At 58.9% G+C, this 25,295-nt stretch carries 22 protein-coding genes; 2 read left to right on the top strand and 20 right to left on the bottom strand.

What is annotated here, in order from left to right:
- Nucleotides 1-372: 372 nt before the first annotated feature.
- From PHU01S_RS18395 to PHU01S_RS18345, 11 genes are all read right to left on the bottom strand, one after another.
- Complete coding sequence (locus PHU01S_RS18395; RefSeq protein ID WP_021878943.1) at nt 373-1,329, bottom strand: ABC transporter permease; 957 nt, start codon at nt 1,327-1,329, stop codon at nt 373-375.
- Nucleotides 1,330-2,412 (bottom strand): ABC transporter permease, encoded by a 1,083-nt coding sequence (locus tag PHU01S_RS18390; RefSeq protein ID WP_048749056.1) that lies wholly within the window; start codon nt 2,410-2,412, stop codon nt 1,330-1,332. It abuts the gene before it with no gap.
- A 16-nt stretch (nt 2,413-2,428) separates the two neighbouring features.
- Complete coding sequence (locus PHU01S_RS18385; RefSeq protein ID WP_048749057.1) at nt 2,429-3,970, bottom strand: ABC transporter ATP-binding protein; 1,542 nt, start codon at nt 3,968-3,970, stop codon at nt 2,429-2,431.
- Nucleotides 3,971-4,050: 80 nt separating this feature from the next.
- Nucleotides 4,051-5,142, bottom strand: coding sequence for a BMP family lipoprotein (locus tag PHU01S_RS18380; RefSeq protein WP_048749058.1), 1,092 nt, complete (start codon nt 5,140-5,142; stop codon nt 4,051-4,053).
- A 329-nt stretch (nt 5,143-5,471) separates the two neighbouring features.
- Complete coding sequence (ftsH, locus tag PHU01S_RS18375; protein WP_127509054.1) at nt 5,472-7,517, bottom strand: ATP-dependent zinc metalloprotease FtsH; 2,046 nt, start codon at nt 7,515-7,517, stop codon at nt 5,472-5,474.
- 101 nt (nt 7,518-7,618) lie between these two features.
- Complete coding sequence (gene hpt / locus PHU01S_RS18370) at nt 7,619-8,158, bottom strand: hypoxanthine phosphoribosyltransferase (RefSeq protein ID WP_021878939.1); 540 nt, start codon at nt 8,156-8,158, stop codon at nt 7,619-7,621.
- Nucleotides 8,159-8,212: 54 nt separating this feature from the next.
- A complete protein-coding gene (tilS, locus tag PHU01S_RS18365) occupies nt 8,213-9,664 on the bottom strand; it encodes a tRNA lysidine(34) synthetase TilS (protein WP_127509051.1) in 1,452 nt (483 codons plus the stop codon).
- A 142-nt stretch (nt 9,665-9,806) separates the two neighbouring features.
- The gene (locus PHU01S_RS18360; protein ID WP_127509048.1) at nt 9,807-10,745 is read right to left on the bottom strand and encodes a protein kinase domain-containing protein; all 939 of its coding nucleotides are present in this window, start codon (nt 10,743-10,745) and stop codon (nt 9,807-9,809) included.
- On the bottom strand, nt 10,729-11,454 hold the full coding sequence (locus PHU01S_RS18355) for a vWA domain-containing protein (protein ID WP_048749060.1): 726 nt from the start codon (nt 11,452-11,454) through the stop codon (nt 10,729-10,731). Before PHU01S_RS18355 ends, PHU01S_RS18360 begins: the two co-directional genes overlap by 17 nt.
- 89 nt (nt 11,455-11,543) lie before the next feature.
- Nucleotides 11,544-12,578 carry an NADH:flavin oxidoreductase/NADH oxidase gene (locus PHU01S_RS18350; RefSeq protein WP_049868650.1) on the bottom strand — a complete coding sequence of 345 codons (1,035 nt, stop codon included), beginning with the start codon at nt 12,576-12,578 and terminating at the stop codon, nt 11,544-11,546.
- 143 nt (nt 12,579-12,721) lie between these two features.
- A complete protein-coding gene (locus PHU01S_RS18345; RefSeq protein WP_127509045.1) occupies nt 12,722-13,546 on the bottom strand; it encodes an AraC family transcriptional regulator in 825 nt (274 codons plus the stop codon).
- Between the two features lie 347 nt (nt 13,547-13,893).
- Here PHU01S_RS18345 and PHU01S_RS18340 point away from each other — a divergent pair, with 347 nt between their 5' ends.
- Nucleotides 13,894-14,532 carry a DUF1349 domain-containing protein gene (locus tag PHU01S_RS18340; RefSeq protein ID WP_127509042.1) on the top strand — a complete coding sequence of 213 codons (639 nt, stop codon included), beginning with the start codon at nt 13,894-13,896 and terminating at the stop codon, nt 14,530-14,532.
- A gap of 27 nt (nt 14,533-14,559) precedes the next feature.
- Complete coding sequence (gene mgrA / locus PHU01S_RS18335; RefSeq protein WP_127509039.1) at nt 14,560-15,552, top strand: L-glyceraldehyde 3-phosphate reductase; 993 nt, start codon at nt 14,560-14,562, stop codon at nt 15,550-15,552.
- A gap of 76 nt (nt 15,553-15,628) precedes the next feature.
- Here the strand turns inward: mgrA and PHU01S_RS18330 are convergent, their stop codons facing one another.
- From PHU01S_RS18330 to PHU01S_RS18290, 9 genes are all read right to left on the bottom strand, one after another.
- Entirely contained in the window at nt 15,629-16,327 is a 699-nt protein-coding gene (locus PHU01S_RS18330) for a hypothetical protein (RefSeq protein ID WP_127509036.1), read from the bottom strand.
- Nucleotides 16,324-17,214: an ABC transporter ATP-binding protein gene (locus PHU01S_RS18325; RefSeq protein WP_127509033.1), complete on the bottom strand. Its 891-nt coding sequence runs from the start codon at nt 17,212-17,214 to the stop codon at nt 16,324-16,326. Before PHU01S_RS18325 ends, PHU01S_RS18330 begins: the two co-directional genes overlap by 4 nt.
- Before the next feature lie 4 nt (nt 17,215-17,218).
- The gene (locus PHU01S_RS18320; protein WP_048748570.1) at nt 17,219-17,587 is read right to left on the bottom strand and encodes a GntR family transcriptional regulator; all 369 of its coding nucleotides are present in this window, start codon (nt 17,585-17,587) and stop codon (nt 17,219-17,221) included.
- Between the two features lie 170 nt (nt 17,588-17,757).
- Nucleotides 17,758-18,552: a hypothetical protein gene (locus tag PHU01S_RS18315; RefSeq protein ID WP_127509030.1), complete on the bottom strand. Its 795-nt coding sequence runs from the start codon at nt 18,550-18,552 to the stop codon at nt 17,758-17,760.
- A gap of 122 nt (nt 18,553-18,674) precedes the next feature.
- Complete coding sequence (gene spoIIE, locus PHU01S_RS18310; RefSeq protein ID WP_048748569.1) at nt 18,675-21,170, bottom strand: stage II sporulation protein E; 2,496 nt, start codon at nt 21,168-21,170, stop codon at nt 18,675-18,677.
- A 434-nt stretch (nt 21,171-21,604) separates the two neighbouring features.
- On the bottom strand, nt 21,605-22,396 hold the full coding sequence (locus tag PHU01S_RS18305) for a type 4a pilus biogenesis protein PilO (protein WP_127509027.1): 792 nt from the start codon (nt 22,394-22,396) through the stop codon (nt 21,605-21,607).
- On the bottom strand, nt 22,380-23,912 hold the full coding sequence (pilM, locus tag PHU01S_RS18300) for a pilus assembly protein PilM (protein WP_246029274.1): 1,533 nt from the start codon (nt 23,910-23,912) through the stop codon (nt 22,380-22,382). Before pilM ends, PHU01S_RS18305 begins: the two co-directional genes overlap by 17 nt.
- Nucleotides 23,913-23,921: 9 nt before the next feature.
- Complete coding sequence (locus tag PHU01S_RS18295) at nt 23,922-24,692, bottom strand: prepilin peptidase (RefSeq protein WP_127509021.1); 771 nt, start codon at nt 24,690-24,692, stop codon at nt 23,922-23,924.
- Nucleotides 24,693-24,701: 9 nt separating this feature from the next.
- Nucleotides 24,702-25,271: a prepilin-type N-terminal cleavage/methylation domain-containing protein gene (locus PHU01S_RS18290; RefSeq protein WP_246029272.1), complete on the bottom strand. Its 570-nt coding sequence runs from the start codon at nt 25,269-25,271 to the stop codon at nt 24,702-24,704.
- Between the last annotated feature and the right edge of the window lie 24 nt (nt 25,272-25,295).

The raw sequence follows: 25,295 nt of genomic DNA, 5'->3' as shown, positions 1-25,295 counted from the left end.
TTATAGTATGCTCAACCATCCGGACATTCCATGCCGGATGCCCCTTTTAACTCGTGAAATGATTCACAATGTTGATAAGATGTGACGATTCAGTAACACCTAATTTACACCCCTGCTCCGAGGCTGTCAACCAAGGAATTTTGCTTGCGGAGCCCCGATTTCCAAGGGGAACCGGCTGTCCGGAGCCTAAAGGTCCCTCCGCTCAAAACAGGGGCCGCGAGCTCCGCCGCTTCCTTCGCCGGCATCCTTTTTTGACGCCATTCCATGTATCGTCGAGCAGGGCTTTCCTTCTTTCGGATTTGTTGTCCCCATCTGATGCAGGGTGCAAAAAAAAGCCTCTTGCATATGGATGCAAGAGACTGTAAGCCGATCTTAACGCTTGCCGGGATCGTAAGGCTCACCCGCCGCCGCCGGAGCGCGGTTTTTGCCCGCCGCAAATGCGAGCAGCAGCAGCGTGAGGACGTAAGGCAGCATATACAGGAACTCGTTTGGAATGGCCTTGGACCATTCGAACAGCTGCGCTTGGAAGCGCAGCGCCTGGGCAAAGCCGAAGAACAAGGCCGCCCCTGCCGCGCCGATCGGATGCCAGCGCCCGAAGATGATCGCCGCGATCGCGATGAAGCCCTGGCCGCTGATCGTCGTGTGCGAGAAATCGTACGTCGTCGTAAGCGAGATCGCTGCGCCGCCGAGACCGGCGAACGCGCCGCTCAGCATGACGCCGATGTAGCGGTACTTCGTGACGCTGATGCCGACGGTGTCCGCCGCGCCGGGATGCTCGCCGACGGCGCGCAGGCGCAGGCCGAAGCGGGTCCGGTACAGGACGAACCAGCTCAGGAACACGAGCACGTAGCAGATGTACGTGGTCGGGTAAGCCTTGAACAGCGCTTCTCCGATGAACGGAATATCCGAGAGGACCGGGATGTTCCACTTGGTGAAGGCGATGCCGGTCAGGTTCTCCGACTGGCCCTGGCCGTCAAACAGGCTCTTGACCAGGTAGATGGTCGCGCCCAGGGCAAGGATATTGATGACGACCCCGATAATGACCTGGTTGGCCTTCAGCGTGATGGAAGCCACCGCGTGCAGCAGGGAGAAGACGACGCCGCAGACGACCGCCATGAGGAGGCCGAACCAAGGCGAGCCGCCGCCGAAGCCCCATTCGCTGGAGAAATACGTGAACACGGCCGCGCTGAACGCGCCGACGATCATGAGGCCTTCAAGGCCGATGTTGACGACGCCGGAGCGCTCCGAGAAGATGCCGCCGAGCGCGGCCAGAATCAGGGCGGTCGAGAAGACCAGCGTGGTGTTGATCAGCTGAGCCAAAAGATCCATTTACGCCGCCCCCTTCTTTTCTTCCCGCCGTTTTTTGAAGAACGGCTTGAGGAACCATTTGACGATGCCGTGGCTGGCTACGAAGAAGATGACCGAGCCGATGACGATCCGGATGATTTCGTTCGGAACCTCAAGCTCGAAGTTCATGCCCTGCGAGCCGTAGCTGAGGAAGCCGAACAGAATCGCGCCGAACACGATGCCGAACGGGTTGTTGCCGCCGAGCAGAGACACGGCGATTCCGTCGAATCCGTAGCCCGGCTGCGCGTTCATGACCGCCATGGATTTGAACACGCCGAGAATCTCGAAGGCGCCGCCGAGACCGGCGAAGGCGCCGGAGATCATCATCGCCTTGACGATGCTGCCCTTGACGTTGATGCCCGCGTAGAAAGCGGCATCCGCGTTGTGGCCGCTGGCGCGCAGCTCGTACCCTTGGCGGGTCTTCCAAAGAATGTAGTAGAAAATGCCGGAGCAAAGCAGGGCGATGACCGTGCCCCAGTGGACGCGGGCATTGTCCATCAGAGCGGACAGCCAGTCGATGGATGCCGATGCCGACGGCAGCACATCCTGGGAGCGGTTCTGCCCTTTCTCGATCATGACGACGCGAACCATGAAGTTGGCGAAGTAATAAGCGATCCAGTTCAGCATGATCGTCGAAATGACTTCGTTGATTCCGCGACTCGCTTTGAGCCAGCCGGCAAGGCCCGACCAGATCGCGCCCGCAAGGCCGCCTGCCAGAACGGCCAGCGGAAGATGGATGAACCAAGGCAGATCGGTGTTGATGCCGACCCATGTAGCGGCCGTCATCCCCATGATGAACTGGCCTTCCGCACCGATGTTGAACAATCCAGCGCGGAACGCGAACGCAACCGACAAGCCGGTGAAGATCAGCGGCGTGACCTGGCGGATAGCTTCGCCGAAGTCGTAGGTAGTCCCGAAAATTTTGACCAGCATGGCCTTATAGGCTTCGAAAGGGTTGAATCCGCCCATCCACATGACGATGGCGCCGACGATCAGGCCGAGAATGATGGCCAGAATCGGAACATAGGTGGACTGTTTCGTGAATATTTGATTGAGACGCTGCATCCGTTGTCCTCCTGTCTCAGCCTGTATGGCCGGCGGCGGCTCCCATGGCGTTGCCCGCCATCATGAGTCCGATTTGCTCTTCGTTTTTCTCGTCCGCTTCCATCTGGCCCATGAACCGTCCCTCATAGATGACCGCAAGGCGGTCGGAGAGGCCGTACAGCTCCTCCAGCTCGAAGGAAACGAGAAGCACCGCTTTGCCCGCGTTGCGGGCCTCGATGAGCTGCTTGTGCACGAATTCGATGGCGCCGACGTCAAGGCCGCGAGTCGGCTGCACGGCGATAATCAGCTCCGGATCGCGGGTGAGCTCCCGGGCGATGATCGCCTTCTGCTGGTTGCCGCCCGACAAGGAGCGGGCTTCCGTATGGATGCCGGACATCCGCACGTCGAACTGCTCTGCGAGCTTTTTGGCGTTCTCGTCCATTGCCTTGTAGTTCAATAGACCCTTATGAGTAAAAGGCTCTTTGTAATAGTTGTTCAGCACCATATTCTCGCTGACGCTGAAGTCGAGCACGAGACCGTGCTTGTGCCTGTCCTCGGGAATATGCGATACGCCGGCTTCCGTCACCGTGCGTACGGAGGTTCCCAGCAATTCCTTGCCGAGCACCTTCACCGAGCCGCCGCTTGCCTTGCGCATGCCGGTGATCGCCTCGATGAGCTGCGTCTGCCCGTTGCCGTCGACGCCGGCGATGCCGAACACTTCGCCTGCGCGGATGTCGAAGGTGACATGGTCGACGACCGGCTTGCCGTGCTCGCCCGGAACGACCAGATCCTTCACTTCCAGCACCGGCTTGCCCGGCTTGCTCTTCTGCTTGTCCACCTGGAAGCTGACCGAACGGCCGACCATCATTTCCGCCAGCTGGCGCTCGTTGGATTCCTTCACGGAAACGCTGCCGATCACTTTGCCCCGGCGGATGACGGTGCAGGTGTCCGCAATCTCCATGATTTCCTTGAGCTTATGCGTAATGAGAATGATCGATTTGCCTTCGCGAGCCAGATTGCGCAGAATGACGATCAGCTCTTCGATCTCTTGAACGGTCAGAACGGCTGTCGGCTCGTCGAAAATCAGGATGTCCGCGCCGCGGTAAAGCGTCTTCAGAATTTCGACCCGCTGCTGCATGCCGACGGTGATATCCTCGATCTTGACGCGCGGATCCACCTTCAGGCCGTACTGCTCGGAAATCTGCTTCACGCGTTCATTGGCGCTCTTGATATCGATCGTAGCGCCTTTTGTAGGCTCGTTGCCCAGAATGATATTCTCCGCTACAGTAAAAGGCTTGACCAGCTTGAAGTGCTGATGGACCATGCCGATCCGCAGCTCGATCGCCTTGCCGGCACCGTCGATAACCACGGGACTGCCGTTGATTTCGATATGCCCCTCGTCAGGCTGATAGAGCCCGAAAAGGATATTCATGAGAGTCGACTTGCCGGCGCCGTTTTCTCCTAGAAGGGCATGGATCTCTCCCTTTCTAAGCTGCAGGCTGATGTTGTCGTTTGCGACAATGCCGGGAAATCTCTTGGTGATTCCTTTCAGTTCTGCTACGATCGGCCTTTGCTCCATCCTTGCATCTCCTTCCCTTTTACGGCAAAAAGAACAAGGCCGGCTCTAGAAGCTGGCCTTGTCTTTGGGCTCGGGCAATCTTACTTGCTTGGCGCGGTTGGTACCGTGATTTCCCCGCCCGTAATTTTCGCTTCATACTCTTTTACTTTGGCCATTACGTCCTCAGGAACGTTAGGGTTGTTCTCCGGAAGGCCTACGCCGCCGTCTTTCAGGCTAAGCGTACGAGTCGATCCGCCTTCGAATTTGCCGTCGGCCAGATCCTTGGAAACCATTTCTACCGCTTGGTCGACACGTTTAACCATGGAAGTCAGCGTGATGTCGTTGCCGAAGTCGACGGATTGGTCTTTGTCGACGCCGATAACCCATACTTTTTGACCTTTGCTGACGCGCTCTTTGGCTTCGGTGAAGACGCCGTTGCCGCTGCCGCCTGCAGCATGGTAGATGATGTCGGCGCCATCGTTGTAGATCGTGGCTGCAGCCGCTTTGCCAAGGTCAGGCTTCGTGAAGTCGCCCACATAGCTGACTTTTACCGTAGCATCCGGATTGACAGCTTTCACGCCAGCCGTGAAGCCGGCTTCGAATTTGCCGATCAGGTCGCCTTCTACGCCGCCGACGAAGCCGACTTTGTTCGTCTTGGTCGTCAGGCCTGCAACGACGCCGACGAGGAAGGAGCCTTCGTTCTCGGCGAACATGACGGATTCAACGTTGGGAGCGTCGACGACGGAGTCGATGCTCGCGAGCTTCGCATCCGGGTTTTGCGTGGCCACGTTGGTCATCGCTTTATTCATCATGAAGCCGATGCCCCAAGTCAGGTCGTAGCCGCCTTTGATCAGCGTGTTCAGGTTCGGCTCGAAGTCGGCGTCGCCCTTCGATTCAAGAGCCTTTACTTTGATGCCGGTGTCTTTCTCGAGCTTCTGGAGGCCTTCCCAAGCGGATTGGTTGAAGGACTTGTCGTTGATGCCGCCGCCGTCCGTAACCATGCCGATCTTGAACTTGGAGTAGTCGGCGTTGGAGCCGCCTGCATTCTCCGTATTGGCAGGTGTGTTGGAACCCGCTGCTCCGCCCGCATTCTCGGAGTTGTTATTGTTCTTCGAACCGCAACCGGAAACAACGAGCATCATAGCGAGCGCAGATACACTCAGTACTTGGAACGGCTTGCTTGTCCATTTCATCTGTGTATTTCTCCCCTGTCCTATACGTTTTGATTGGATATAGTTATTATAGCCTATAATCAATAAGAGTCAATGAGAAAGTGTTATTAAAACTTACACCGTGAAAGCATTTACATCTGAATAATCCGAAGCATTTTCATTTTTCATGAAATAAATTGGATAAATATGATCACTATTTAACTGTAAAACTTACATAGCCCTTACAGAGCAAATTACTCCATCCCTCTTACCTTTCCCTCACCCTCGGATATTATACCGGACCGCCTGAACATAAGCAACAGCCCTCATGCACAATTGTGCATGAGGGCTGCAAGGTTTCAAATCCTAAGTTAGACTTTATCCGGACCGCTGCCGGTTCCGTCTTCGCCGATGTCGGTGCCGCCTGTGTTGGCGTCCGTAATGCTCTCGCCAGAGGTCGATCCTTCACCGGGATCGCGAGGCTGGATGCGGACCTTGACACCGCCGATCGTGTCGATCGTCGGCTCGCCGGAAGGCTCTTCGCCGCCTGCGTCGCCGCTGCCGGAACCGTCGCCGTTCTCGGAGCCGGTCTCGATCAGGTTGCGGATCTGCTCCAGGTCGAGCGTCTCGAGACGAAGCAGCGTCTGAGCGATCAGATGCACTTCCTTGCTCTTCTCGGTAAGCAGCTGCTTCGCGCGGTTGTAGCTCTCGTTGATGAAGTTCTGCATCTCCTGGTCGATCTCGTAAGCGATCTTGTCGGAGTAGTTCTGCTCATGGCCGATATCCCGTCCAAGGAATACCTGGCCTTGCGTGCTGCCGAACTGCATCGGACCGAGCTTGTCGCTCATGCCGTATTCCATGACCATGCTGCGGACGATGCCGGTCGCTTGCTTGAAGTCGCTGTAGGCACCGGTTCCGATTTCTCCGATGAACAGCTCCTCCGCTACGCGGCCGCCCAGCAAGCCGGTAATCTTGTCGAGCATTTCCTGCTTGGTGATGAGCATGCGGTCTTCCTTGGGAAGCATGATGACATATCCGCCTGCGCGTCCGCGAGGAATGATCGTGACCTTGTGCACCATGTCGGCATTCTCCAGGAAGTAGCCGATGATGGTGTGGCCCGCCTCGTGGTAAGCGACGATGCGCTTCTCGCGGTCGCTGATGACGCGGCTCTTCTTCTCGGTGCCCACGATGACGCGGTCGATCGCTTCATCGACCTCGGTCATGCCGATATCCTTCTTGTTGCGTCTTGCGGCAAGCAACGCCGCTTCATTAAGAAGGTTCTCGAGATCGGCGCCGGTAAAGCCCGTCGTCCGCTTCGCGATGATGTCCAGCTTGACGTCCTTGTTGAGCGGCTTGTTGCGCGCGTGGACTTTGAGGACGGCCTCGCGTCCTTTTACATCCGGGCGGTCGACCGTGATCTGACGGTCGAAGCGGCCTGGACGAAGCAGCGCGGGATCCAGAATGTCCGGACGGTTGGTGGCGGCTACGATGATGATGCCTTCGTTGGCGCCGAAGCCGTCCATCTCGACGAGCAATTGGTTGAGCGTCTGCTCGCGCTCGTCATGTCCGCCCCCGAGGCCTGCGCCCCGCTGGCGTCCGACAGCGTCGATCTCGTCGATGAAGATGATGCAAGGCGCGTTCTTCTTGGCGTTCTCGAACAGGTCGCGGACGCGGGATGCGCCTACGCCGACGAACATCTCGACGAAGTCCGAGCCGGAGATGCTGAAGAACGGAACTCCGGCTTCGCCTGCGACAGCGCGGGCCAGGAGCGTCTTGCCGGTACCCGGAGGGCCCACCAGCAGCACGCCCTTCGGAATGCGGGCGCCGACTGCGGCGAACTTGCGCGGATCCTTGAGGAATTCGACGACCTCGACGAGCTCTTGCTTCTCCTCGTCGGCGCCGGCGACGTCCTCGAACGTGACCCGCTTCTTCTCTTCGTTATACAAACGGGCTTTGCTCTTGCCAAAGTTCATGACCTTGCCGCCGCCGCCCTGTGCCTGATTGATCAGGAAGAAGAACAGGATGAAGATGATCACGAACGGAATGATGGAGGTCAGGAATGTAAGCCAGATGCTCTGGCCTTTCATTTTCTTGTACTCGATTTGGATTCCGTTCTTCAAGGCTGTATCCGAAATCTGCTTGGAGGTGTATTCCTCCGCGTTTGTGTAGGTGAAGAACTTGAGCGAATTGCTTTCAGACCCCGCTGGCGTTTTCTTGTATTCACCGGTCACCAGATACGTGTAACTGTCGAATTGAACCGTCAGCTTGTCGATGTTGTCAGCCTGGAGCTGCTGTTGGAACTCGTCGTAACGAATCTGGGTGCTGTTTTCGTCCTGATTGCTGATGAATTGGACAATTCCGACGGTTACCAGGAAAATAAGCAGGTAAAATCCAGTGTTCCGGATGATTCGATTCATCCCCTACCTCCTCTCAAGACGCTTCAAATATTTTACCATAGCCTGTCTGACCATCTCAACAGAACCCCGGTTCAGGGCAGGCAAGGGAAATCGCAAAGTGGCTATTTGGTGTAGACTTCCGGTTTCAGGATGCCGATGTAAGGGAGATTGCGGTAGTATTCCGCATAGTCGAGGCCGTATCCGACGACGAAAGCATCCGGCAGCGTGAAGCCGGTATAGTCGGCATCGAGATCGACCGAGCGGCCCGACGGCTTGTCGAAGAGCGTGACGACCGTGACGGACTTGGCGTTGCGCCTCTCCAGCACGTCGATCAGATAGCTGAGCGTAAGCCCGCTGTCGATGATGTCCTCGACGATCAGCACGTCGCGGCCTTCCACGGATACGTCCAGATCCTTGATGATCTTGACGACCCCGGAGGATTTCGTGGAAGCTCCATAGCTCGATACGGCCATGAAGTCCATCTCCAGAGGCACGCGTATTTCCTTAACCAGGTCCGCCATGAAAATAAACGCACCCTTGAGCACGCAGATGACAAGCGGGTTGCGGCCTTCGTAATCGCCGGTCAGAATCTCTCCGAGCTCCTTGACCTTCCTCTGGATCTCTTCCTCGCTGTGCAGAATCTCTTGAATGTCGTTATGCAAGTTGTGTTCCTCCCGATGACCTTAATCCTATAGTTATGAATCCAATAAGCCTGGTTATTCTCCATTCTCTTCGCCGCCGAAGCCGCGGGCCGGAATCGGCGCCGATTCGACGACGAGCAGCCGCCGGCTGCCCGGCTCCGCCGCGGCATCCGCCGAGCGGCGGATGCCCGGAATCCAAAGGATTCTGCCCTCGCCGTCGCACAAAAGCGGCAGCAAGCCCCTGCGGGAAGGCGGAACCTTGGCGTCAACGAACATATCTTGCACCTTTTTGGTGCCGTTTAGTCCCATCGCGCTCATCCGGTCGCCCGCCCTGCGGGGCCGCACGGCAAGAGGAAGCGACAGCTTGTCCAGGTCGAATACGGCGCGGTGCGGGTCAGCCTGCGCCGCCTGCGCGACCGCCCGCCCGTCCAGATCTTCCAGCGTCCGGAATGCAAACAGAAGGCCCGCCTCTTCAAGCACGAGCCGTCCGTCCAGCGGAGCCTCGCGTTCCTCCAGGGCTGCCTTCTCGGCGGGGCGCCGCTCCCAGGAGAGCTGCCCGTACTCCCGGCGAAAGCGCAGTCCGCGGGAGAGGTCGATGCGCCAGTTGGACGGCTCCGCCGCCAGTGCGCCAAGACGTATATTCTCCACCTCTTCAAACCCGGTGGGTTCCTTTTCCAGAGCGAGATAATCTAATATTAGTTTAATCAATCTCCTTTGTAAAGCGACGTGGAGACCCGCCAAATCCGCGCCCCGCATCGTCATTCCGGCTGCGGTGGAGGCGACCAGAGACCGGTGGAGGGACTCCGTTTCCCGGTCCAGGAAATCCGCCTCCGCCGAGGCGGCCTCGGCAAGCCGGCACAGCGACGGCCGGAGCCGCGCGTTGAAACGCTCCAGCGAAGGAATCGCCTCGAGCCGCACGGCGTTGCGGAAGTAATCCGGATGCTCGTTGCTGCTGTCCGTGAAGGAAGGAACGCCGAAGCGGCGGCAGTAATCCAGGAGGTCCGACTTGCCTATACGCAGGAGAGGACGGATAAGTTCCACTCCTCCTTCGCTGCGCCGGGGCGCAATGCCCGCAAGGCCGGACGGCGCCGTGCCCCGGATGATCCGCATCAGCACGGTTTCCGCCTGGTCGTCCGCATGGTGGGCAAGCGCGATCGCCGACGCCCCGTGAGCTGCCGCAGCTTCATGCAGGAACTTGTAGCGCAGCTTGCGCGCCGCATCCTGCTTGTTGCCGCCTCTGCTCTCCAGATAAGCCGGCACATCCAGCTCCGCGGAATAAAAAGGGATGCCGAGCCGTTCGGCAAAAGCCCGCACTCCCTCATGCTCGGACCTGGACTCCTCCGGCCTGAAGCCGTGATTCGCGTGGGCCGCTCCAAGCCGCAGCTCCCAGCGTCCGGCAGCTGCATGGAACGCATGCAGCAAAGCCATGGAATCCGGTCCGCCGCTGACGGCGACGACGATCGCCGCCCCCCGTTCCCAGAGCCCTTCCTTGAATCCGCGCTCCAGCTCCTCGACCAGCCTCTCCATGCTCCAGCCCTCCCGATGCTTGCTTCATCCTCGCGCCCTGCGGCTTTCCGCCTTTGACCAACGTTCGGAGCGCCTTTCGAGCCGTCCTTCACAGCCTCTTTTTGGAACCTAATCAGTCATTCGGCTTGAAGAACGCCTTTCCTTAGCCTTGTCCGAGCAGCAGCCAGTACAGCACCGCGGCGAGAGCTCCGGACGACAGCAGGAACAGCGCCTTCGTCCAGCCCGGCACGGCGCCCGTCCTCTTCTTGGGGCCGCCCCCCGTCCCGATCCGCCGCATGACGACGCTCCATGCCGCGCCCGCGTCCTCCGCATTCCGGAAGCCGCCGGCAAAAGCCCTCTCCAGCCACCCTGCGAACGGACGCAGCTCCGGGCTTTCCGAGGCCAGCTTGAGCAGCTCCTGCGGCGAGCGGTTTTGCGGGAGGGTGCCGGCCGTGTGGCGGTAGAGCGCCTTTTCCTGAAACAGCTGGACGCATAGCACCCCGAAGGAGAACAGGTCGTAGGCCGCATCCGAGGCGCGGGTGCCCGCATTCCAATAGCCGCGGTCGTAAATCTCCGTGAACTGGCGGATGCTCTTGCCGAACGCTGTCACGCCGCCGTAATCGACCAGCTCCACATGCCCGTATTCGGCCGCAAGGATATTGTCCATCTTGAGATCGCCGAACGCCCATCCCGACTCATGCAGCTCGGCCAGCCGCTGCAGAAGGTTGTAGCCCGCGATCGGAAACCATTCCGCTCCCCGGGCAGCAAGAAAGGCGGGGAGCTTCGTTCCCCGCACATATTTCATCACATAGAATGGATATTCCTTGCCGCCTGCGAGCTTCAGATCGTCGACGTCGTGCAGGAAGGGCTCCGCCCGGCTCCCGGCCCGGCCTTCCAGCGCCTGCAGCACGTTGATCTCCGACTGCAGATCGACCGTGTCCGCACCGACCTTCAGCGCCAGCAGGCGCCGGTCCCGCTCGACCAGATACACCTTGCCGTTGGCCCCTTCTCCGAGCATGCGCTCGACCCGGTAGCGGCGCCTGCGCCACTTGCCGGTAATGACCATGCCTTTATCCAAATGAAGCTTAAACGACGTATCCACTCATCATCCCGTCCTCTTCGCCGCCCCGCCGCCGGTCGTCCCTGCCCCGATAATGCTCGATGACCTGCAGCAGGGCAGGGCCCGTCGGCGTCGTGCCGCGCATCTGCAGCTTGGGGAACAGAGACTGCACGCCGCTCAGGTTCGTGGTCCAGTCCAGATCCAGGGAAGCGTCGTCGCCATGCCCATTGCCTGGGAAATGAAAGACGGACAGCTCGCTGATTCCCTGCCTCGACTGCAGGCTGAGCATCAGGTCGCGGATGGCTTCCTCCACGGCCGCCATCTTGGGCTTCATGCTGGCGCTGGCGTCGATGAGCAGCGCGACCCGCAGCTTGCTCGTCTCTCCGAGCTCGTCCATGACTCGCACGACCTCGCTGCGCTTCTCCGGCGGCAGCTCCTCGATGGCTCCTTCGCCGCCGAGCACCGACTTCAGTTCCTTCTGCACGACCTGCTGAATCGTCTGCACGACGGTTTTGCGCGTCATCATCTGCACCGTCTGCGACAGCTGGCGGGTGCTCGCCATCCGGCTCATGCCGCCGCCCGCATGGGCGATCTCCTGAATTTCCTTGGCTCCGTATTCGCCGAGATCGCCGCCGTCGAGCACGCCGACCACATTCACCGTGATGCCGTCCGACAGCGCCTGGGCGGCAGCGACGACGGGGCTGAGGCCGACATTGGAGCAGCCGTCCGTTATAAGCAGAATTTGTTTCATGATTTACCCTCCAGAACTTGGGATGCAGGTAAGTCTAGAAATCAACTTATCTATCTACCAGCTTTCCCGATTCCGGAAGGATTCATAACTTAACGCAGAGGATAACCTCGCTTGTAGGGAGCCTGCTCCGTGCGGCCGCCCTCCGTCTTGAGGATGGCATCGACCGCCCAGTAAGGATTGCGCAGCATCGCTCGTCCGACCGCAGCCAGATCCGCATCGCCCGTTCCGACGACCGCAGCAGCGACTTCGGGCTCGTCGAGCATGCCGACAGCGATGACCGGGAGGCCCGTCGCCTCCTTGATCCTGCGGGCCATCGGAGCCTGATAGGCGGGGTAGTTGCCCGGCTTGAGATCGCCGTCCGGAGGCGCTTCGCCGCCAGAGGAGACATCGAAGACGTCGACGCCGGCTTCCTGATAGCGGCGGGCCAGCTCGGCGCCGTAATCCAGATCGTACCCGCCTGCGATGTATTCCAAGGCCGAGATCCGCATGACGAGCGGCATGCCTTCCGGCAGCACCTCTTTGACCGCCCGGATCACCTCGCAGCCGAAGAGCATCTTGTCCTGTCCGTACTTGTCCGTGCGATGGTTGAGAGACGGGGAATGGAACTGGTGGATCAAATACCCGTGGGCGCCATGCAGCTCGATCGTGTCGAACCCGGCTTCCACCGCGCGGCGGGCGGCTTGACGGAACAGCTCCACCTGGGCTTCCGCCTCCTCGGTCGCCAGCTCCCGGGGAGTCTTCCAGCCCTCCGGCTCGACGGGAATCGGAGATGAGCTGACCGGCACAGCGGCATCGGTCGCCTTGCGCCCGGCATGCGCGATCTGCACGCCGACCTTGGCGCCGTAACGCCGGCATTCGTCCACGATGCGCTTATAGGCCGGAATCTGCTCGTCCGACCACAGGCCGAGGCAGCGGTTCGTAATCCGTCCGTCCGGCTCCACATTGGTCATTTCCATAATGATCAGCCCGGTGCCGCCGACCGCCCGCGATACATAATGCACATAATGCCATTCATTCGGCGTTCCGTCCTCGGCATCGACCGAGTACTGGCACATCGGCGGCATGACGATCCGGTTCTTCAGCTCGAGATTGCTCAGGGTAATCTTGTCCGACAGCTTGGCCATTCCATTCTCTCCTTCTTTCTCTGTTGTCCGATAAATTCGACTTGTCTCTATTATATGCCATCCCGATGGCAAAATAAAAAAACGCGTTCTCCTCGGCAGGGGAACGCGGATAGCCAACAACGGCCTCTAGTTATTTCTTCCTATTATTCGGCATGATTTTGAATAGACCTGATCGTTCGAAAATTCCGGGGCGGTATTCCTATTTTCTTCTTGAACATTTTGGAAAAGAGAAGCGGATCCTCATAACCGACGGAGCGCGCAATGTCGGCGATCGACAAACGGGATTCGCGAAGCAGTTCGCAGGCTTTCTCCATTCGGTAATTCATCAGATAGTCCTGTGGCGACATGGATAAGGCTTCCTTGAACAGGCTTGCCAGGTAAATCCGATCGATGCCGACGTTAAGCGCGATGTCGGATATGTAAATCCGGTTGCCGAAATTCATATGCACATATCCTAATGCTTGACGGATATACCGCTCTTTCTGGCCCTGCGGCCTACCGCTCTGGTTTCGCTGCGCGATAACAGCAAGGTCGGCAAGCTCTTTGAAAAAGCGGTATAGCGAACTTTGGCGGGCAAATGCCAAGCTTGGACTATATGCGCTATGAGCATCAAATGCATGGATGAACGTCTCAAACCACGAGTAGTCTGCAGCGAAGAATATGGGATTGTCTCGCGTCAAATTAATTTCCGCAAGCAAGGGTTCCGCAGAGCTGCCGCTGAACGCCAGCCACGAACAAACCCACGGATCCGTTTCGTCGGCGGTATATTGGGATACCGAATCGGGGTAAATCAAAAAGCCTTGCCCCCTGCCCAGAGACCAGGTCTTCCCATCCGCCTTGAACACGCCTTTTCCGGAATGAATGAAATGGAACTTATAGTGGTCCTTGATCCCAGGCCCCCAGTTATGACCAGGACAGCCGGATTTCTTGCCGTGATAATGATAAAGCAAGTCAAACCCGGTATCCATTTCGACTCCCCCTCATCAACAATTCCTTTCATTATGCCATATTAATCTTTCATGACAACATGGAATTATTCCTTCGCTTCCTTTATTTTTGATTAAGCACAGATGGGAGGAGATTAAACCGGGAACTGCATAGGGGAAGGTTCCCCAAGACGGGTGGATTCAAAAAAGAATGGACCTCGTCTCAATCAAAGCCTGAGAACGGGACACGTCGGGCGTACCGACCGGCAATTCGAATGTTTCTGGAATGCAATTGAGAATCGGAGCAGGGCATCACGTTCAATTGGGTCGGCATCCTTCAACATATCGTAAGCGGATTTGCTGGATTTAGATCCTGCAGGTTTTGGAAGATGGCTGAATACTATAAATCGGATCGAGGGATCGATGTGGGAAATATCATCTTATCAAGCGCGAATATTGGAGACCCTTCGATACAAGGTTCGTTCAAACAGCAAGATGGACGTTACGAAATTGTCGCGGGCGGCGAAGACATATGGGGTGTCAGAGATCAGTTCCATTTTGCCTATGTCGTTCATACAGGCGACTTTGATTTTAAAGTCCGTTTGAAGTCGCTGGACATGCCCCACTTATATACGAAGGCGGGGATAATGGCTCGTGCAGCTCTGGACGCCGACAGCCCTCACGTATATATGATGGCATTTCCCGATAACAGCCTGCGAAATAAAAACAACGGAGGCTGCGAGTTTCAATACCGCGAGACAGCGGGCGGCGATAGCGTTGCAATCTATCCGGATGATTATACAACGGTGCCGCCGGAGTTCCCTGTCCAATATCCGGATGCATGGCTGCGTCTGAAACGGAGCGGCGACGAATTCACGGCATTTCACAGCTCGGACGGCCGGTCTTGGAAGCGCTATACTCAATTTGCGATGAAGCTTCCTCATGAATGTTATTTAGGTCTGGCAATTACTTCACATGCAAGCGAAGCTGCCGTCACGGCTGTTGCAACTGACCTTACTCTAGAATAAGCGCAAAGATGAAAGGATCGTGATATCGTGCCTTATCAAGCAAACAACAACCGCTACGGATCCATGAAATATTTCCGTACCGGAAAATCCGGACTTAAGCTCCCCGGAATTTCGCTCGGCTTGTGGCATAATTTCGGAGGCGTCGACAGGTTCGAAAATTCCCGAGCCATGCTGCTCCGGGCATTCGATCTGGGAATTACGCATTTCGATTTGGCCAACAATTATGGGCCGCCTCCAGGATCTGCAGAAGAAACGTTCGGCGAAGTGCTGCGCAAGGATTTGAAACCTTATCGGGACGAGCTCGTCGTCTCGACGAAAGCCGGATATGGGATGTGGGAAGGTCCTTACGGAGAATGGGGCTCCAAGAAGTACCTGATTGCCAGCTTGGACCAAAGCTTGAAACGGATGGGGCTGGACTACGTCGATATTTTCTACTCTCATCGGCCGGACCCGGAAACACCAATGGAAGAAACGATGGCGGCGCTCGATCAAGTCGTTCGTCAAGGGAAAGCGCTTTACGTAGGCATTTCGAGCTACAGCCCCGAACAATCGGCCGAAGCCATCCGGATTTTGAAGCAGCTCGGCACGCCGATGCTCATTCATCAGCCTTCCTACTCGATGCTCAATCGTTGGGTAGAGGATGGTCTGCTTGATGTGCTTGAAGAAAACGGTACAGGCAGCATCGCCTTCTGTCCTCTGGCTCAAGGGCTGTTGACAAACCGCTATTTGTCGGGAGTTCCGAGCGATTCCAGAGCAGCAAAGCCGAACACGTTTCTTCGCGAGAACGACGTCAAGGAAGAGACAGTCCAGAAGGTGAAAAAACTGAATGAGGTGGCGGCCGCACGCGGACAAAGCCTCGCTCAAATGTCTCTTGCTTGGGTGCTTCGCGGCGGCAGAGTAACCTCCGCACTGATCGGAGCGAGCAAAGTAAGCCAAATCGAAGAAAATGTTGCCGCTCTAAACAACCTTGAATTCAGCACCGAGGAACTGCAAAAAATCGATGACATTTTGAAATCGTAACCTTTGTCTCTGCTTGAAGAGGCTGTCTCATAAGTCATTGTTGGCGACTTAATGGGACAGCCTCTTTCGATTTTTTCTACGCCTGAACCGTAGCACGGCGCAGCAGCAAGTAAGAGACGGCGGCAAGCACCAACGTGCAGGCGAGCAGGAGGAATGTCGTCTGGACGATTGTAAAGTCGAGCTTCATGAGCCAGCCGCCGACTCCCCGCCACCAGTCCATGGCCGTCACGACCGCCGTCCAGCCCCCGAAGACAAGCGTCGCTGCGAGGAAGAAGAACAGCAGTCCCTGCTTGCCGAAGCGGCGGAACAGGCTTCCGATCGTCAAGCCCCCAAAGAACATGAACAGCAGCAGGATGAAGAACGTCCACAGCGCAAGCCCCGCTCCGGAATCGCTGAGGTAAGGGAGCTCGAAGAAGTGGAGTCCGACTCCCCATCCCTCGGTCGCCTGCTCCAGCAGAAGCAGCACGGCCAGCAGCACGGCCGAGAGGAGAATGTACCCGCCGGCTGCCGCGACAGTCCCGGCAAAATAGCTGCGGCGCGTGATGCATAGGCCGAGCGCGAAGGAGAACGTCTGGTGGATGACGACGATGCCCGCCACCAGCATATAGATCAGGATGGACATCAGTCCGCCCGTCGTGAAATTCTCCGGCCGCGCGATGAGTCCGATGGCGAAATTGACGATGAAGCTGGACAGGAGCACCATCCAGGGAATGAACAGCCAGGTCCACTTGTCTCTGGCATGCATGAGCGCTACGGTTGCCGTCCGGCTTTTCATGCCGACCCCTCCTCGTATCCGGCTTCATTTCCGGTCATCTGGACGACCAGCTGCTGCAGGCTGAGCGGCGCCGCCTCCAGACCGGCCGTCCTCGCTGCCGCCATGCCTCCTTCTCCAAGCTCTCCGAGCACGGAAGCGCGGAGGAAGCCTCCCAGCTGCTCCTTGCCCAGCACGCTGCGGCCACCGAGGAAGGCGTCCACCTTGGCTGCTGGACCCGCCACGCTGTAGGCACGCGACCGAAGCAGCTCCGCTTCCTCGTCCAGAATGAGCCGGCCGCGGTCGATCAGATAGATGTGCTCCAAGAGCCCGCTCACTTCATCGATGAGATGGGAAGAAAGCACGATCGTGCGGGGGAGCTCGGCGTATTCCTGGATCAGATTGCGGTAGAAAATTTCCCGCGCGACCGCATCCAGCCCGAGATAGGGTTCGTCGAACAGCGTCAGCTCGGCGCGGCTGGCCAGGCCTACGATAATGCCGACAGCCGACAGCATGCCGCGGGAGAGCTTCTTCACGCGCTTGTTCTGCGGCAGCCGGAACTCCTTGAGCAGCTGCTCCGCCGTCTCCGCGCTCCAGCGCGGGTACAGCGACGATGCCACGGCCAGCACGTCGCACACGCGGAAGTTCTCCGGGTATTTCTGGCTCTCTTTAATGAAGCAGATTTTGCGGAGCGCCTCTTCGTTCTCGAAGGGATCGCTGCCGAACACCTTGACTTCTCCCGATGTGGCGAACAGCTGGGCGGTCAGCACATGCATAAGCGTCGTCTTGCCCGCTCCGTTGCGGCCGAGCAGTCCGTAGATGCGGTTCTCCTCCATCTTCAGCGTGATGCCGTCCAGCGCGTGCTGCCCGCCATAGCTTTTCGTAAGCCCCTTCAGTTCCGCGGCATGCATGTCATCAACCCCTCCCTTTCTCCGTAATGAGCGAAGCGAGCTGCTCTCCGCTGATGCCCAGCTTCTCCGCCTCCTGCAGCAATGGCACGACATACTGCTCGTAGAACTGGTGCCGCCTGCGCGCCAGCAGCTTCTCCCGCGCGCCCTCCGCAACGAACATGCCGATCCCTCTCTTCTTGTAGAGAATGCCTTGATCCACCAATACATTCACTCCCTTGGCCGCCGTCGCCGGATTGATGCCGTAGAACTGGGCGAAATGCGTGGTCGAAGGCGCCTGCGCTTCCTCCGCCAGGCTCCCGTCGACGATGTCGTCCTCGATCCGCTCGGCAACCTGCTGGAAGATCGGGCGGCCGTCATCCACCGGAAATGTCAATTTGCCCACCACCCAATTGGTTAATTACTCATGTAACTAACCATATAACCTATGCCGTCCAATGTCAAGAGGTGCATATGCAAAAAAAACCGGCAGCCCGAATGGGGGCTGCCGGTCTGGTTTATGGGAACGCCTTGCCTGCATGAAGGGAGGCGGTTATGGAGTCAAAGCTATTCTCGCTCTGCTGCCACCTCCTCGCTCTTGTTCCTGGCGGAGCCGCGGCGGCCGCTGTCCAGGCATGGGCTTCTGGCGGGCCTGCATCGCATTCGGCGGTCGCGGAGCCCGGCTGTTCGCCGCCGTCCCGCGGGAGCCTTCGCAAGCTGTACGGCACTTGATGAGACATGAGGCTGGGCGGCCGAAGCCTCTCTCTTGAGCATCTTCGGCAAGGATGCGCCGGAACCGTCCACCGCCGTCTTCCCTTGGACGTCATGGCATCCCGTCGATCTAATAATCTGGACGTCCCGGCCGGACTTGACGACAAGGCCGCCCTGCAGGGTCACCAGCTCAGGCTGCCGCTCTCTCGCCGTGGAGGCTGCCTGCCGAGAGCCCGGCTTGCCGCCGCCTGCGGACAGCACCTCCATCCTGCCTTCGGCGTACCCGCTCTGCTCCGCCTGATGGGCGGCTGCCGACGCTGCAGCCGTCTCCATCAGAGCCGCCGCAAAGACGCGCTGCGCCATCCGCTCCTCCGCCGTCCACAGCCGCTTGCCGCGCTTGCGGTCGGTCCGCAGGCGCATCCGGTCCATCTCCCTCAGCAGCATCTCCTGCAAGCGCAGCTCCTCAAGCCTCAGCTCCTCCTCGCGGCGCTTGGCCCGTTCCGCCTCGCGGCGGCGCTCTTCCTCCAGCTTGCGGGCTTCCTCTTCCTGCCGCTGGATCTCCTCCAGCCTTTGAAGCTGCTTCATGAGCAGATTCTCGCGCTTTTTACGTGAACGGGCACCGCTTGGGTTTTTACGGATGGATATCGCCATGAGAATTGTTCCTCCTAATTAAGTGGGTTTATGACGCTCCGCATGGGAGCCGGATAGATCAGATGGTCAACGCCTGGTCACAGGCGCAGGAAGCCGGATAGGGAATGGGAATACAAACGTCTTCAGCTCACCGTGCGGGGACGCTCGAACTTGTTCACTCCCGGCCAGCGGAAGGACGCCCACTCCGGCACATGCTTCTCGATCTTCGCCACGACGACCGTCATGTCGTCGACAATCTCGCCTTTGTAGTGGCGAACGACCCGTTCCAGCAGCGTATCGGCAATCTCCTGGGGGTCCGTCGTCTGCATCTCCTGGATCACCCTTTTCATCCACAGCTCCTTGTTCACCGCATGGCCCGGCGCATCGTAGATTCCGTCCGTCATCATGATGAGCGTATCCCCCGGCTGCAGCTGCATGCTGATGAGATCGACGTCGATCTCCTGCAAAATGCCGATCGGCAGGTTGTTGGCGGCTACCGGAATGACCTCCTGGCCCCTCTTGATGAAGCTTGGCGTCGACCCGATCTTCATGAACGTCGTATGGGCCGTATACATATCGATCAGAGCCACGTCGACCGTGGCGAACATCTCATCCGGCGATCGGAGCATCAGCACCGAATTGACCGACTTGATCGCCAGCTGCTCGTCCATGCCGGACTGCAGCAGCTGCTGCAGGATGCTGAGCGCCGTGCTGCTCTCCAGCCGCGCCCGCTCCCCGTTGCCCATGCCGTCGCTGATGGCGACAGCGAACTTGCCGTTGCCGAGCTCGACGGTGCTGAAGCTGTCTCCCGACAGCAGGTCGCCGCCCTTGGCCGCACCGGCGATGCCCGTCTCGATCTCGTACTCCTTGGCGGAACCGAAAACGACCAGGTTCGGCTCCCCGTGCTTGGCGGGATTCCGCTCCGCCTTCACCGCGACATGCTCGCCCAGGATATCACTAAGCAGCGGCGCGATGATTTTGCGGCTTTCGTCATGCCCTTTCGGGAACGTGTGGTACACCTCAATCTCAACATTTCCTTCCTCCAGGCTGATAATATCGAGTCCGTGTATGGACAGCCCCAGCGATTCCAGCGCGTCGCGGATCTGCTCCTCCTGCAGATGAAGCGTCTGGCCTTCCCTCTGGATCTCGCGGGCAAGATCCTCCATGATCTGCGACACGCCGCTCAGCTGATCCGCAACGAGCTGGCGCGATTCGAAGATCTGCTTTTTCCAATGAAGATCATGCTTGTACCGCTCATGCTGCTGCTGCAGCGCCGCCATCACCAGGTGGGTCTTGCTGCAATGGCTCGTCCAGGTGCGGGGCTTGTCCTTCCGGATTCCGTCATGGCCCTCGTCCACCGCCGTCATCATTTCCGTCATCATCTTATAGGTGTCGTAGAACTTGCCGTTCCAGCACATATCCTTGCGGTGGCAGTTCGAGCAGACCTTCTGGGACGCGGCATTCATGAAATGCTGGATCTCTTCCTCCGCGGGCTTCTGCGCCGCCGGCGTATTGAGCTGTCCGAAGCTGCTCGCCAGCTGGCGGAACACCTCCGAGAACTGCGTGACCCGCTGGGCCGTCACTTCCCGCACTCTTTTCGCATATTCATGCTGGGACTTCACATGCTCGCTCGTGCCGGGCACATACCGGGAGATCGTCTTCACCACGATCTTGGGGGTGAGCAGGAACAGCGCCGCCGCTGCGACCGACTCCCAGGTGCTGGCCATCACATCCGTCTGGCCTCCTATATAAATAGAGAGAATGGAGGAACCGAGCAGCATCCCGAAAGCAACGGCCATCCGGCCGCCTTCCTTCATCAGCCCGGCCAGCATGCCGGAGAACGCGAGCAGGCTCATCTGCACGATCGCATTGAGGTTGGCGAGGCTGAGAATGAGCCCGGCGACGACGCCGACCGAAGCGCCGAGCGGGGCTCCGCCAGCCAGCGCGAACAGCAGCAGCATGTAGCGGGAGAGCACATGCTCCAGGGACAAGCCCGAGACGCTCCATCCGACCGCGCCGGTCATCACCGACGCCATCAGGATCATGAGGCAGATGATCTCCTCATTCTTGAGCGCATTGCTCTTGCGGGTGAGCGTCAGCACCGGGATCGCCTGGACGAACACGAGCGTCAGCACAAATGCCAGCGCCGATTCCACGCCGACCATCATCAGGTCGTACCAGCCGAGCGTAGAGTGCACGAACGCCCCGAACAGCTTCACGACCAGCGTGGCGACGAAGACGAGAATCGGGGCCTGGGACAGCTCCGCCTTCTCGTACATTTCCAGCCCCTTGAGGAGCAGGAACAGCACCGCGATCTCCATCGCGATCGGGATGGCGCTCGGCGTCGCCGCCAGCAGGCTTCCCGCGACCAGCGACACGGCCGCCAGCTTGTATACATCCCTTCGGAGGAAGAAGACGACCGCGAAGTACGCGGGAGCGAACGGCATCAAATTTTCCAGAATGACCGCCCTTCCGAGCAGGAACCCGACCAGAGCCAGCAGGATCGTCCACCTCTTCGAGGCGACCAGCTGCACCGCCCTCAGCGATGCGGCCCTTTCCTTTCCTTTGCGCAGCGCGTCCGCCGTACGGCTTGTCCGCTGCTGTCCCGGGAACAGGACGATGTTGGCCTTTTCCTTCATACCGGCACCACCATTTCCGCTTTGTGTAGGTCTGATTATAGAGGGCCGTTTTAAGAAAGTTTGTCAGAACAAGGGTCCGCGCCAAAAGTTTTTTCCGACAAAACCTCCGGCTTGGCGAATGCACCGCGCGCGATTGTCGGCGTCAGGCGAGAAAGCTTGCCGCGCTTGAGGCGGCGGGCTTCGCGGCAGCCCCCATACGTTGCAGGCCATGTAACAAATTCCACCTTCTGGAAGATTCTTAACGGGATTTAGTTCATTGCTTAACGCGTCGAATGGAGGTGGCGCCTGTCGGGATTGAAGGAGATCAGGGGAAAAGTTTTTGGCATAATCGGGTATAAGGCGAAAGAAGGCATGCCGGAGTCGAAGCTTCGGGGCCGAAAGGACGCGAAAAAGCCGGTCCTGGAGGACCGGCTGGAGTTGGAGCTTGGTGCCTATTAGTGAGAAGGTGCGGAAGAATCGGCGTAAGGGAGCAGCGCGCTCTCCACCTGGCTGCGGTAGGAAGGATCGAAATAAGCCGTGAAGGCGAAGTTCACGGTCAGCTCCCGTCCGTCCTCCGAGCCGGAGGCGCCTCGGGCAATCTCGAGCGAGTCGACGGTCGTGATCCGCTCCATGAGGTTCACCTGCTCCACGTAAGCCAATATGGACTCGTAGCTTCCCTTGATTACCGCAGCGACCTGCAGCTTGCGGGGTTCGGCCGCTGCCGCTTGGGCTTGGCCGGCCTGATCTGGGGCAGCCCCTTCCGGCGAGGCCGACTGGCCCTCCGCGGCAGCCGTCAGAGGATCGGATGAAGCGGAGGCATCAGGCGCCGCCGCCGAGCCCGCTTCGGAGCCGGAGACAGCGCCTTGGACGCTGGCGGTTCCGGCTGCCGTCCCGCTGCGTCCAACCAGCGGCTCCGACGCGGACAAATCGCCGGTGAAGCTCAGCGAAGCATGGCTCACCTTGGCCTCGGTGCCGATCCGCTCGAGATCAAGCGCCAGCTGCTCGGTGTTGTCCCAGTAAGGCAGCGCTCCCTGGACGCCGTCGACAGGACGGGTTTCGGCTGCAGTCTGTTTTTCCGCCAGCTTCTTGCGCAGCACTTCGGTCAGCCTCTCTTGCTGGGCGATCTCTCCATCCATAGCCGCGGACTTGTCAAAGGCCGGCTTGACGAAGTAGAAGGCGTACAGCAGCAGAAGCAGGAACAGAATGACCGCCGTCAGCAGGATAAGCGTATTACGGCGCCGTGCCATCGGCTGTCGCCTCCTTCCCTTGCTGTTGATCGGCCGGCAGGATACGGATGGAATAAGAAACGGTGAAGGCCGAAGCGGTTGGGGTATCGCCCGAGCCAAGGACGGCTCCCGAGTCGGCGGCAGCGATCGTGTTCATCTCCGCATGGGCAATCCAGGAAACCCTCCGAAGATCGAACAGGTATTTCGAGGCATCGCCCAGCGCCGCCATCCGGACGTCGACGAGGAGCTGGCCGCCCTTGGCATACCGGAAGTTGATGAGCCGGGAAGCAGGCGGCAGGATTTCCTCCAGACCGCGGGCCAGAGCGGCGACATCCTGCTTGGAGGCGCGCAGCTGCTCGGCTAGCTCATACGGATCGGAGCCGCTTGCCGCGGAGCTGCCTGCCTTGCTGATCTGCCGCTGAAGGGCAAGCTGCTCCTGGCTCAAGGCGAGCTTCCGCTCTTCCTTGCGGGACGCGTCTGTTGCAGCAGCCGTATAGCCGTAGACGGACAAAGCGGCGCAAGCGATCCAGGCGACCGCGATCAGCGACACGACCAGCGGGGCATAGCGGGTCTCGCGGTCGATGCGGGGAAGCAGCGTCAGCCGCCGAACCGAGTCGCTGCGGACGAGCAGGCCGCCGGGCACCATATAGTTCTCGGCGATGTCGGAATCCATCCCGGCCGCGATGGAGGCCGCTCCCGTTTCATAGAAGTCCACGTCAGGCAGCGCTTGGCGCAAGGCGTTCAGCAGCGTCTTGGCGCTGTCGCCTCCGCCGGACAGGATGCCCTTCGTAATCTTGTAGCTTCCTTCATGGATGCCGAACTGGTAGAAGCTGAGCATCCGCGAGATTTCGGCCGTCAGCTCTCCGACGCGCAGGCCGCTCAGCCCTTCCGAGGTTCCGTCTTCGTCAATGGAACGGATGAAGACGGGATTTCCCTCATGGAACATGGCGATTTCCACCGAAGCGCCCTTGAGATGAATGTACATATGTCCCGAAGGCGGCTCCAGGTTGAGCGGATTCACCGCTCCCTGGATGGCCGTCGCCGCGATGCCCGTGCCGACAACCTTGATCCGGGCTTCCCGGAGCATGGAGACGAGCGGATCGATCCAGCTGCGCGGAGCTGCGTAGACGAGAACCTGCGTTGTCTCCTCTCCGCGAACGACCGGCACGTAATCATAGACGGGATTGTCGAAGGGAAGATGCATCGCCGTCTCCACCTCGAGGTGGATGAGCTCGCGAAGCTCCCTGTCATTCACCGCCGGAATCGTAAGCCGCCGGACGATGACCTGGGAAGTCGGCACGGCGAGAATGGCCGAAGCCCCCTGCAGCCGCTCCTCCTTGGCCCATTGGCGGATGGAGATGCGCAGGCTTTCACCATTGATGATTCCGTCCTGCTCGATGAGCCCGGGCGGGAACGGGTAGAAGCCGGTCTTCTCGATCTCCCATCCATTTTTCTTCCGTAGAGTCGCATACCGGATTCCGGAGGCGTCCACCGTCATCCCGATCCGCTTGCTGCCCATTGCGAGCATAGGTATCATCACTTCCCGCTACGTAAATAAATTCAGGTAACCGTCAATCAGCGCATCTCCGCAGCCGTAGGCAATGAGCGCGCCCAGCGCCAGGTACGGCCCGAACGGAATCGGCTGCCGGGCACTTCCGTCGCCGCTTCGTTTGTCGGCCCGGAGCTGGATGCTCCCGCCGAGCGTGCCTGCCAGGCTGCCGATCATGAGCGCCAGCAGCGTTCCCGGCCAGCCGAGCGCGAGGCCGATCACCGCGAGCAGCTTGACGTCGCCGAGGCCCATCCCTCCCCGGCTTATCAAGGCGACGGCGAGCAGAAGGCCTCCGCCGGCCAATGCGCCCAGCAGGTAATAGAGGATGGAATGCTCGCCGGGGTAGAGAATGCGCAGCGCCAGAAGCACCGGCGCAAAAGCCAGCAGCACCTTGTTGGGGATCCGCATATAGCGGATGTCCGACACGGTGACGATGACGGAGAGGCTGGCCAGCAGCGCGCCGATCGCCCCCTGTGCCGTCAGGCCGAACCGGAGGTAGGCCCAGACGAACAGCAGGCCGGCCGCCAGCTCGCCGGCCGGATAGAGCGCCGACACCGGCGCAGCGCAGTGTCGGCAGCGTCCCCGGCTGAGCGCATAGCTCAGCACGGGCACGAGGTCCCGCGCGGCGAGCCGCTGCCCGCAGGACGGGCAGCTCGACGGCGGCGCGACGAGCGACTGGCCGAGCGGCACGCGCAGGCCGACGACGTTGAAGAACGAGCCGCAGGCGAGGCCTATGAGGAAGAGGTATAAAGTGAAGAGGAAGGTCATTAAATGTTTTTAGGGATTAGTAGGCGCACTTGTTACAGACTCGCCCTCGCCTTTAATAACATCACTGCCTTTATAAAACTTTGTTACTTCATTAGGTGAAGCTCCCGTTACAATGGATACATACAAAAGCTGTCCATCGGCTTGAAACTTCACAATGCCAGCGCTAATAGGAGCTTTAGAACTTGGCAGGGTTATATTTTTATCTAAGTATCCTTTGTCCTGCAGATCATCATTTGTAGTCCCAGTAGTTACAATTGGTACTTCGACCCCTTTAAAATCCCCATTTTTTTCGGTCGTTACGTATAAACGTGCTGCATCATAAATTTGTCTAGCAGTTTGAAAATCCGATTTTTCTTTGTTTTTGCTCAAGATGTTTCCAATAACAGGAATCGCAATCGCCGCAATAATACCCAAAATAACGATAACCGCCAAAAGCTCGATCAGCGTGAAGCCCTTCTCGTCCTTCTTCAGACGTTTCAATACTGCTGTCATCTCGATCACTCCCATATTCATTTTGTTGTCATTCTCAAGGGCATCAGGGTTCACTGCATGCCCCGCCTTGCCTTCCAAGCTGCCCATCCATCTATGTCATTCATTCTTGTT

This window comes from Paenibacillus humicus NBRC 102415 (assembly GCF_004000905.1).
Taxonomy (GTDB): domain Bacteria; phylum Bacillota; class Bacilli; order Paenibacillales; family Paenibacillaceae; genus Paenibacillus_O; species Paenibacillus_O humicus.
Note: the sequence above shows the minus strand (reverse complement) of the source record. Positions and strands in the feature narration are given on the sequence as shown.

Coding starts and splice junctions, on each gene's coding strand:
- PHU01S_RS18395 (WP_021878943.1), bottom strand. CDS start 1,329: ATGGATCTTTTGGCTCAGCTGATCAACACCACGCTGGTCTTCTCGACC.
- PHU01S_RS18390 (WP_048749056.1), bottom strand. CDS start 2,412: ATGCAGCGTCTCAATCAAATATTCACGAAACAGTCCACCTATGTTCCG.
- PHU01S_RS18385 (WP_048749057.1), bottom strand. CDS start 3,970: ATGGAGCAAAGGCCGATCGTAGCAGAACTGAAAGGAATCACCAAGAGA.
- PHU01S_RS18380 (WP_048749058.1), bottom strand. CDS start 5,142: ATGAAATGGACAAGCAAGCCGTTCCAAGTACTGAGTGTATCTGCGCTC.
- ftsH (WP_127509054.1), bottom strand. CDS start 7,517: ATGAATCGAATCATCCGGAACACTGGATTTTACCTGCTTATTTTCCTG.
- tilS (WP_127509051.1), bottom strand. CDS start 9,664: ATGGAGAGGCTGGTCGAGGAGCTGGAGCGCGGATTCAAGGAAGGGCTC.
- PHU01S_RS18355 (WP_048749060.1), bottom strand. CDS start 11,454: ATGAAACAAATTCTGCTTATAACGGACGGCTGCTCCAATGTCGGCCTC.
- PHU01S_RS18350 (WP_049868650.1), bottom strand. CDS start 12,578: ATGGCCAAGCTGTCGGACAAGATTACCCTGAGCAATCTCGAGCTGAAG.
- PHU01S_RS18345 (WP_127509045.1), bottom strand. CDS start 13,546: ATGGATACCGGGTTTGACTTGCTTTATCATTATCACGGCAAGAAATCC.
- PHU01S_RS18340 (WP_127509042.1), top strand. CDS start 13,894: ATGGCTGAATACTATAAATCGGATCGAGGGATCGATGTGGGAAATATC.
- PHU01S_RS18330 (WP_127509036.1), bottom strand. CDS start 16,327: ATGAAAAGCCGGACGGCAACCGTAGCGCTCATGCATGCCAGAGACAAG.
- PHU01S_RS18325 (WP_127509033.1), bottom strand. CDS start 17,214: ATGCATGCCGCGGAACTGAAGGGGCTTACGAAAAGCTATGGCGGGCAG.
- PHU01S_RS18315 (WP_127509030.1), bottom strand. CDS start 18,552: ATGGCGATATCCATCCGTAAAAACCCAAGCGGTGCCCGTTCACGTAAA.
- spoIIE (WP_048748569.1), bottom strand. CDS start 21,170: ATGAAGGAAAAGGCCAACATCGTCCTGTTCCCGGGACAGCAGCGGACA.
- PHU01S_RS18305 (WP_127509027.1), bottom strand. CDS start 22,396: ATGGCACGGCGCCGTAATACGCTTATCCTGCTGACGGCGGTCATTCTG.
- pilM (WP_246029274.1), bottom strand. CDS start 23,912: ATGATACCTATGCTCGCAATGGGCAGCAAGCGGATCGGGATGACGGTG.
- PHU01S_RS18295 (WP_127509021.1), bottom strand. CDS start 24,692: ATGACCTTCCTCTTCACTTTATACCTCTTCCTCATAGGCCTCGCCTGC.
- PHU01S_RS18290 (WP_246029272.1), bottom strand. CDS start 25,271: ATGGGCAGCTTGGAAGGCAAGGCGGGGCATGCAGTGAACCCTGATGCC.